General features: G+C 66.5%; 11 protein-coding genes and 1 tRNA gene. 7 read left to right on the top strand and 5 right to left on the bottom strand.

What is annotated here, in order from left to right; translation table 11 throughout:
• Positions 1-48: 48 nt before the first annotated feature.
• Positions 49-429 carry a DUF1153 domain-containing protein gene (locus B4L36_RS05745; protein WP_414692142.1) on the bottom strand — a complete coding sequence of 127 codons (381 nt, stop codon included), beginning with the start codon at positions 427-429 and terminating at the stop codon, positions 49-51.
• Positions 430-470: 41 nt separating this feature from the next.
• On the opposite strand from B4L36_RS05745, the gene mnmA reads away from it, so the two are divergent.
• Positions 471-1,643, top strand: coding sequence for a tRNA 2-thiouridine(34) synthase MnmA (mnmA, locus tag B4L36_RS05740; RefSeq protein ID WP_292953700.1), 1,173 nt, complete (start codon positions 471-473; stop codon positions 1,641-1,643).
• Here the strand turns inward: mnmA and B4L36_RS05735 are convergent.
• The gene (locus B4L36_RS05735) at positions 1,615-2,025 is read right to left on the bottom strand and encodes a SufE family protein (protein ID WP_292953697.1); all 411 of its coding nucleotides are present in this window, start codon (positions 2,023-2,025) and stop codon (positions 1,615-1,617) included. The genes mnmA and B4L36_RS05735 overlap by 29 nt on opposite strands.
• Positions 2,026-2,149: 124 nt before the next feature.
• Between B4L36_RS05735 and B4L36_RS05730 the strand changes: the two genes are divergently transcribed.
• Positions 2,150-2,659, top strand: a complete 510-nt coding sequence (locus tag B4L36_RS05730) for a hypothetical protein (protein ID WP_292953694.1) — start codon at positions 2,150-2,152, stop codon at positions 2,657-2,659.
• Between the two features lie 44 nt (positions 2,660-2,703).
• A tRNA-Ser gene (locus tag B4L36_RS05725) sits at positions 2,704-2,793 on the top strand.
• Between the two features lie 108 nt (positions 2,794-2,901).
• Here B4L36_RS05725 and B4L36_RS05720 read toward each other — a convergent pair.
• Complete coding sequence (locus tag B4L36_RS05720; protein WP_292953691.1) at positions 2,902-3,354, bottom strand: Hsp20 family protein; 453 nt, start codon at positions 3,352-3,354, stop codon at positions 2,902-2,904.
• A gap of 266 nt (positions 3,355-3,620) precedes the next feature.
• Here B4L36_RS05720 and B4L36_RS05715 point away from each other — a divergent pair, with 266 nt between their 5' ends.
• Positions 3,621-4,382 (top strand): DUF599 domain-containing protein, encoded by a 762-nt coding sequence (locus B4L36_RS05715; protein ID WP_292953688.1) that lies wholly within the window; start codon positions 3,621-3,623, stop codon positions 4,380-4,382.
• On the opposite strand, the gene B4L36_RS05710 is transcribed toward B4L36_RS05715, so the two are convergent.
• A complete protein-coding gene (locus B4L36_RS05710) occupies positions 4,300-5,487 on the bottom strand; it encodes an MFS transporter (protein WP_292953685.1) in 1,188 nt (395 codons plus the stop codon). The two genes, B4L36_RS05715 and B4L36_RS05710, sit on opposite strands and share 83 nt — an antisense overlap.
• Before the next feature lie 94 nt (positions 5,488-5,581).
• The gene (locus B4L36_RS05705; protein WP_292953682.1) at positions 5,582-5,980 is read right to left on the bottom strand and encodes a hypothetical protein; all 399 of its coding nucleotides are present in this window, start codon (positions 5,978-5,980) and stop codon (positions 5,582-5,584) included.
• 54 nt (positions 5,981-6,034) lie between these two features.
• Between B4L36_RS05705 and B4L36_RS05700 the strand changes: the two genes are divergently transcribed.
• The 3 genes from B4L36_RS05700 to B4L36_RS05690 all read left to right on the top strand — a co-directional run.
• Positions 6,035-6,823, top strand: coding sequence for an alpha/beta fold hydrolase (locus tag B4L36_RS05700; RefSeq protein WP_292953679.1), 789 nt, complete (start codon positions 6,035-6,037; stop codon positions 6,821-6,823).
• Between the two features lie 342 nt (positions 6,824-7,165).
• Complete coding sequence (gene hslV, locus B4L36_RS05695) at positions 7,166-7,723, top strand: ATP-dependent protease subunit HslV (RefSeq protein ID WP_292953676.1); 558 nt, start codon at positions 7,166-7,168, stop codon at positions 7,721-7,723.
• A gap of 70 nt (positions 7,724-7,793) precedes the next feature.
• Positions 7,794-8,489, top strand: a 696-nt coding sequence (locus B4L36_RS05690) for an AAA family ATPase (RefSeq protein ID WP_292953673.1), incomplete at its 3' end; no start/stop codon positions are given.

Raw genomic sequence — 8,489 nt, 5'->3', positions numbered from 1 at the left:
CAAGGTTAATATCCCGTTACTTAAACCCAGAAAAACGCATGACGCAACCTAAGGTTGTCTAAAGCGCTGCAAGGCAGTGACTTTCAGCGCGGCGCGGCCGTGGGTTTCAACCGCCTTGCGCCAGGCCTCGAATTCTTCTTCGGACAGGCCATAGCGGCGCAATGCATCCTCGCGCGTGATCAGGCCATGGCGCACGGCTGCAACGACGGTTTCCTTGCGGCTGGCGACCCAGCGGGTTTCGGGCGGCGGCAGATCCGCCACCGTCAGGATGGCGCCATCCGGCAATGTCACGGTGCGGGGGCCTTCGGTCTTTTTCACGAACATTCCACGGTCCTTAAATCGCGTCTGCCAACCATGATCCAAAGATTTTAAGCCACGGTTATTCCGCGGCGGCATTTCCTCGGGGTTCGCCTTGAGAATGCGGGGCATTTGCCTATATTTCGATGCAATCCGATATCCGGGATCATGCCATGACCGCCACCGACCTTGCCCCCGCACCTGCGCGGGCGTCAGACCTGAACAGCCTTGGCTTCGCCAAGCCCGCCGCACAGACGCGGGTGGTCGTGGCCATGTCGGGCGGCGTTGACAGTTCGGTCGTCGCGGCAAAGCTGAAATCCGAAGGCTACGATGTCATCGGCGTGACGCTGCAGCTTTACGATCACGGCGCGGCGCTGGCCAAGAAGGGTGCGTGCTGCGCGGGCCAGGACATCCACGATGCCCGCCGCGTGGCGGAACGGATGGGCTTTCCGCATTACGTGCTGGACTACGAGAACAGGTTCCGCGAATCGGTCATCGACGAATTCGCGGACGCCTATCTGGGCGGCGCGACGCCCGTGCCCTGCATCCGCTGCAACGAGCGGGTGAAATTCCGCGATCTGCTGGACACCGCCCGCGATCTGGACGCCGATTGCATGGCGACCGGCCACTACATCCAGCGCAAGCACGGCGCCGGCCGGGCCGAACTGCACATGGCCGCCGATATAAACCGCGATCAAAGCTATTTCCTGTTCTCGACCACGCAAGAGCAGCTTGATTTCCTTCGTTTTCCGCTGGGCCATCTGGAAAGCAAGGCGGAAACGCGCGCGCTGGCCGCCCGGTTCGGGCTGTCGGTCGCGGACAAGCCCGATTCGCAGGACATCTGCTTCGTTCCGAACGGCGACTATGCCGCGGTCATCGAAAAGCTGCGCCCCGGCGCGGCCGATCCGGGCGAGATCGTGGACATGGAAGGCACGGTTCTCGGCCGTCATCGCGGCGTGATCCATTACACGATCGGCCAGAGGCGCGGCCTTGGCATCGGTGGACTGGACGATCCACTCTATGTCGTGCGGCTGGAGCCCGAGACGCGGCGTGTCGTTGTCGGCCCGAAATCGGCGCTGGCCACCCGCATCGTGCCCGTCAGCGAGGTCAACTGGCTGGGCGATCAGCCCTTCACGGGCGAGATCCCGGTCATGGTGCGCATCCGGTCGACCCGGCCGCCGCGGCCGGCGATCCTGCGCCCGCGCGACGCCACCCGGGCCGAGGTCGAATTGCTGGATGCCGAGGAGGGCGTCAGCCCCGGACAGGCCTGCGTCTTCTATGCCCCCGACAGCACCCGCGTTCTGGGCGGCGGCTGGATCACGCTGCGGCGGCGGAAAGCTGCCTGATCCGCGCGACCATCGCCCGCAATCCGTTCGAGCGCTGCGAGGACAGATGCTCGTCCAGCCCCAGCCGGCCCAGTTCGGCCTGCGCGTCGATGGCGTCGATCTCGTTCACCGGAACCCCGGCATAAAGCGCGTGCAGCACTGCGATCAGCCCGCGCACGATCAGCGCGTCGCTGTCGCCCTGAAAGTCAAAGCGTCCGCCCTCGATCATCGGCATGATCCAGACCTGGCTGGCGCAGCCCTCGACCTTGGTCGCGGGCACCTGCAGCGCCGGGTCCATCGGCGGCATCGCCTTGCCCAATTCGATGACATGGCGATAGCGATCTTCCCAATCGTCGAGAAAGTCGAAGGTCTCGGCGATCTCTTCAAAGGCGGCGGTGGCCATGATGCGATCCTTTCGGCTGGCAATGCCGGGGTTAGCGCGCGCGGGCGGCAAGGTCAAAGAGGCTTTCATCGCGGTTTGCTTTCGCCTAGGATTTTGGCAAAGTGACATCGCCCGAGGGACCGCCATGACAAGATTGTCCGCCACGCTGCTGATCCCGGCCCTGTTTCTTTCTGGCTGCGGCGGCCGTTTCAGCGACAGCGGGCTGAACCCCTTCGGCTGGTTTTCGGGCGGCGGCAGCCGCCAGGCCGCCACGCTGGCTCCCGAGGGCGGATACGGGCAGAACGCCGATCAGCGGCCAGGCATTGCGCAGATCCTGTCGGCGGGCTGGCAGCCCCTGAACGAAGGGCGGCTGCTTGTCGTCACCGGCATGGCGCCGAGCAAGGGCTATTCCCAGGTCGCGCTGATCACCGCCCGTCCGCAGCCCTCGGGCCGAGCCGCGCCGGACGAAGATGGCATTCTTCGCCTGCGTCTCGTGGGCGTGCCTCCGCTTCCGGACAGCGCGCAGGCGACGATGGCGGCCGCTCCGGCGACCGACACCATCACCGCCGGACTCGCGCTGTCGAACATCCAGCTTGCCCGGATCCGCGCGGTCGAGATCTCCGGCGCGACGAATGTCGTCCGGCTGAACCGCTAAGGCCGGTTGATCCCGCGCGCGCGGCAGTCTAATCCGCGCGGATCGGAAGCGTGGCCGAGTGGTTTAAGGCTCTGGTCTTGAAAACCAGCGTGCGGGAAACCGCACCGTGGGTTCGAATCCCACCGCTTCCGCCACTTTAGCAAAGATGCCGGACACCCATCGCCGATATCATGCCCGCCGACGGAGCGCGGCGGGCATGAACGGCCTGTCGGGGAAAAGACAGGCTGCGGGGTTCGGCGCGGTCAGGCGTCGAGCTTCTCGACCTTGGGCGCCGATTTGGCGATCTCGATCCGGCGCGGTTTCAGCGCCTCGGGCACTTCCCGGACCAAATCGATATGCAGCATTCCGTCGGCATGGCTGGCGCCATCGACACGGACGTGATCGGCCAGGGTGAACTTGCGCTCGAACGCGCGGGTCGCGATGCCGCGGTGCAGATAGGACCGGCCGTCATCCTCTTCGGCCTTCCGGGCCGAGACGATCACGGCGCCGTCACGAACCTCGACCGACAGATCATCGGCGGCAAAACCCGCCACAGCGATCGAGATTCGATAGGCATCCTCGCCGGTCTTCTCGATGTTGTAGGGCGGATAGGTCGGGGCCGCGACATCGGCGGACAGGGTTCGATCCATCACGTCCGCCAGACGGTCAAAGCCGACCGAGGCACGATAGAGCGGGGTCAGATCAAAATTGCGCATGGGTTACATCCTTTCATAAGCGATGCGGTCTAAGGCCCCCCGGTTTCCGGGCGGGCGTCCTGCCGGCGCCATTCAAGGCCGCCGGACAGAATAGATCTAGGGAACCGAAAGCAGCCTTCAAGACCCGGCGCAACCGATCGTGAAGGCCCGCGCCCGCCGCCGTTTGCCGGGTGCTGTCGCCGCCTGCGCCGACCTGCCGGATACCGCATCGGCGCGGCGTGCGAACAGGGCTTTCAAGGCGCGACCCGGCAGCCTAAACCAGGCTCATGCAGTTCGACATGACCTTCGCCACGCGTTTCGATCCCGCCGATCTGGCGGCGGTGCTGGCTCTGTTCGCCGCCTGGTGGGGCATCGGCTGGATGACCGAGCGACCGCCGGCCGGCAAGCCCTCGGTCTCGGTGCTGATGACGCGGTTCCGGCGCGAATGGATGCTGCACTTCCTGACCAGGGAACCACGCATCTTCGACGGCAATATCCTGGCCAGCCTGCGCGAGGGCACGGCCTTCTTCGCATCCGCCTGCATGATCGCGACCGGTGGAATCCTGGCGCTGATCGGCAATACCGACCCGTTGCGCGGTCTGGCCCGCGAATTCGATCTGGATCGCGGCCTGACCATCCTGTGGGAGGTCAAGCTGCTGGTGACGATGTTCTTCGTCGTCAACGCCTTCCTGAAATTCGTCTGGGCGCACCGGCTGTTCGGCTATTGCGCGATCATGATGGCAGCGGTGCCCAACGATCCGGCCGATCCGGCGGCGCGGGATCGCGCCATGCAGGCGGCGGACCTGAACATCACCGCCGCCCGCAGCTTCAATGCCGGGCTGCGCAGCGTCTATTTCGCCCTCGGCTCACTGACCTGGCTGGCCGGGCCCTGGGCGCTGCTGGCCGGCGTGGCGGTCGTGCTGTTCGTGACCTGGCGGCGCGAATTCGCCTCGACCTCGCGGCAGGTCATCCTGCGCAATCTGCCACCGCCGCGGAGACCCGGTCCTGTCGCAAAGCCAGCATCAGAACCACCGCACCCGCAGCCGTAAGCGCGATTCCCACCAGACCGGGCGCGCGCCAGCCCCATCCTGCGGTCAGCGCCAGACCGGCCAGGAAAGGCCCAAGCGCGTTGGCGGCGTTGAACGCCGCGTGGTTCATCGCCGCGGCCATGTTCTGCGCCCGGCCCGCCACGTCCATCAGCCGCGTCTGCAGCGGGATCACCAGTCCCGCCCCCGCCGCCAGCAGAAAGCTGGAAACGACCATCAGCACCCAGTTTCCCACGGCCAGCGCGGCGAAGCCCTGCGTCACCGCCATCGCGGCAAGGCTGACATAGGCGGCGCGGGCCGTGCCCAGCCGCTCGGTCACGCGCCCGGCGAACCACGTGCCCAGTGTCCCGCCCAGGCCGAAGACCGCCAGCGCCAGCGGGATGGCCCAGCCCGGACCGTCGCTGGTGGCAAGGATCGCGGCCGTCAGGTAGGAATAGACCGCAAACAGCCCGCCAAAGCCGATCGCGCCCACGGCGAGGGTCCACAGCACGCGCGGATTGCGCAGGGCCTGCAATTCGTCCAGCGGGCGGGCATCGGGATCGCCGCCGACGCGCGGCGCCAGTCTGAGGATCGCCCAGGCCGAGATCAGCGCGATCAGGCCCGGCAGCGCAAAACCCCATCGCCAGCCGATCCCCTGCCCCATCGCGCCGGCCAGGGGAACGCCAAAGATATTCGCGATCGTCAGGCCCATCAACACCTGCGCAGCCCCTCGCGCGCGTTGTCCGGCCGGCAAGGCATCGGCGGCATAAAGCATCGCGACGCCCAGGAATCCGCCATGCGGCAGACCGGCCAGAAACCGCATCACGGTCAGCGCCGCCAGCCCCGGCAGTGCCGCGGCCAGAAGGTTCATGATCCCGTAAAAGGCGATCAGCGCCGCCAGATAGCGCCGGCGCGGCAGTTTGGCGCCCATCATCGAGGTCAGCGGCGCGCCGATCACGACGCCAAGCGCATAGGCGCTGATGACATGGCCCGCCTGCGGGTCGGTAATGCCCAGATCGGCAGCGAAATAGGGCAAAAGCCCCATCGCGGCGAATTCGGACGTGCCGATGGCAAAGGCGCCGATGGCCAGCGCCAGAATCGCGTTCCGGAATTCTCGGTTCTCGGGCATCATTGTCTCTCGCACATGTCGGAGCCAAGATCATGCTGCGGCGCAGCATTGACAACCCCCTGTTCCTGCAAGCCGGGTTGCACGATGTGCAAGGCTAAAGCCTGCCGCGCCACACCAGAAGCCAGACGATCGCCGCGCCCAGAACCAGCAGTCCGAAGGCGACCGAGGCCGCAAAGCTGATCGCGCGGCCCTGCCAACGGTTGAACTGGCCCAGAGGCTGCAAGTGGGCGATCAACAAGTCGCGGTCGCGGCTGAGCCCGGCCAGATCCATCTGCCGGGCGACCTTGGGCTGACGCGCCAGCGTTTCGGCGCGCGCCAGCCGGGCGCCGGCCTTGCGCAGCCTTCGCGGCAGGGCGCCGCCGCGGCGGCGCAGCATGATCCGCAGCGGTGGCCGTTCGCCCCGCCTGGCGCCACCGAACCGGGCCGCGATCATGTGCGAAACCTCTGCAGCCATGTCGCCGATCTCTTCGAAACTCTGCGCATCCCGTGCCATGGCCACAGGCTACGCGGGATGGCGGGCGGGCGCCAGACGCCGTAGGCTGCCGACATGAAGCTGAATCACGTCTCGATCGGGCCCGAAGGCGGGCTTCCCATCCTTCTGGTTCACGGCCTGTTTGGTCAGGGCCGCAATCTGGGCGCTCTGGCCCGGCGGCTGGCCGAATCGCGACGGGTGGTGACGGCGGACCTGCGCAATCACGGCGACAGCCCGCAAGATCCCGATCACAGCTATGCGGCGATGGCAGGCGATCTGGCGGAGCTGATCGGAATTCTCGGCGGGCGCGCCGATCTGGTCGGTCATTCGATGGGCGGCAAGGCGTCGATGGCGCTGGCGCTGACGCGGCCGCAGATGGTGCGCAAGCTGGCGGTGATGGACATCGCTCCCATCGCCTATCGCCACGACCAGAGCCACCATATCGACGCCATGGAATCCCTGGACCTGCGCAATCTGAGACGCCGCAGCGACGCCGACCGGCTTCTGGCCGCGCTGGTAGACGAGCCGGGCACCCGCGCCTTTCTGCTGCAATCGCTGGATCTGAAGGCCGATCCGCCGGCATGGCGGCTGAACCTGCCTGCGCTGCGCGCGGCGATGGCCGACCTGGTGGGCTGGCCGGAGGACCTGCCGCAGGGGACCTTCGACGGGCCGGTCCTCGAAATCGCGGGGGCGCGGTCGGATTACCTCAGCAAGGCGGGGCAGAAGGCGCTGCGCGCCAGCTTTCCCCAGGCCCGCGTGGTCAAGGTCAAGGACGCAGGCCATTGGCTGCACGCCGACGCGCCCGATGCGGTGGCAGCGATCCTGTCCCAGTTTCTGGGAGCGGCCGAGATCTCCGAGACATAATCCGCACACCGACGCGGATTCCGGCGAGTTGGAGGGATTCGCGACCGTTGTCGTCGCGCGGGTCACGGCGCGGGGCAAGAACCTCGGTGGCCTGGAGATCTCTGAACGGGCACCCAGGGCCAAGGCGGTTTAGATTGACGCCAGGTTTCCGGCTCGGCCGCACACTGGAAGCCCGGATCCGCCGTCGCCCCTGAGAATGTGGATCCGGCCGGCGCCGGCGCGAAAAACCACCCTGCCCGCAGACCCGCGCAGCAGCCTGCCAGAGCCCTGCACGGGATGGAACGGCTTGCAGTCATCGGGGCGCCTTCATATCTGGGTCCGGACAGAAGACGGAGACTTCCGATGGCGGATGAGACATTTCCCGGCTGGCACGGCACCACCATCCTTGCGGTGCGGCGCGGCGGCAGGGTCGTGGTCGCGGGCGACGGTCAGGTCAGCGTGGGCCAGACGGTGATGAAAGGCAGCGCGCGCAAGGTGCGGCGGCTGGCGCCGGGCGGGCGCGACGTCGTGGCGGGCTTTGCCGGTTCGACCGCCGACGCCTTCACCCTGCTGGAACGGCTGGAGAAGAAGCTGGAATCCGCGCCCGGACAATTGCAACGCGCCTGCGTGGACCTGGCCAAGGATTGGCGCACCGACAAGTACCTGCGCAATCTCGAGGCGATGCTGATCGTGACCGATGGCGACCAGGTCTATGTCGTCACCGGCGCGGGCGATGTGCTGGAACCCGAACATGACGTGGCCGCCATCGGATCGGGCGGCAACTTCGCGCTGGCAGCGGCGCGGGGGCTGATGGAAACCGATCTCGATGCCGAGGCAGTCGCCCGCAAGGCGATGGCGATTGCGGCCGATATCTGCGTCTATACAAACGGAAACCTTACCGTCGAATTCCTGGAAGGGTAAGGCGGCGGCGCCCCATCGGCCCGTGTCGGGCCTCATCCCCGGGATATCTGACGACCAAAGCAGGCATGACATGACCGACCTGACACCGCGCGAGATCGTATCCGAGCTGGATCGCTTCATCATCGGACAGAAGGAGGCCAAGCGCGCCGTCTCTGTCGCGCTGCGCAACCGCTGGCGGCGCAAACAGCTGGGCGACGACCTGCGTGACGAGGTCTATCCCAAGAACATCCTGATGATCGGCCCCACCGGCGTCGGCAAGACCGAGATCAGCCGGCGGCTGGCCCGACTGGCCAATGCGCCCTTCATCAAGGTCGAGGCAACCAAGTTCACCGAAGTCGGCTATGTCGGTCGCGATGTGGAACAGATCGTCCGCGATCTGGCCGACGCGGCCATGATCGACACCCGCGAGCGGATGCGCGACGAGGTGAAGGCCAAGGCTCATGCCCTTGCCGAGGAGCGGGTGGTCGAGGCTTTGGCCGGCGAAAGCGCGCGCGACGGCACCCGGCAGATGTTTCGCGACAAGCTGAAGCGCGGCGAACTGGACGACACCATGATCGAGCTGGAATTGCAGGACAATTCCAACCCCCTGGGTGGCATGGAAATGCCCGGCCAACCGGGTCAGTCGCTGGGCGGAATGATGGATCTGTCCGGGCTGATGAAGGCGTTTGGCGGGCGCCGGGTTCGGCGCAGGGTGACGGTCGCGGAAAGTTATGAATTGCTGATCGCGGAAGAGGCGGACAAGCTGCTCGATGACGATGTGGTCAAG

Origin of the sequence: Paracoccus sp. UBA889, assembly GCA_002294185.1 — a bacterium.
Lineage (GTDB): Bacteria > Pseudomonadota > Alphaproteobacteria > Rhodobacterales > Rhodobacteraceae > Paracoccus.
This window is presented reverse-complemented; position numbering and strand designations above follow the sequence as displayed.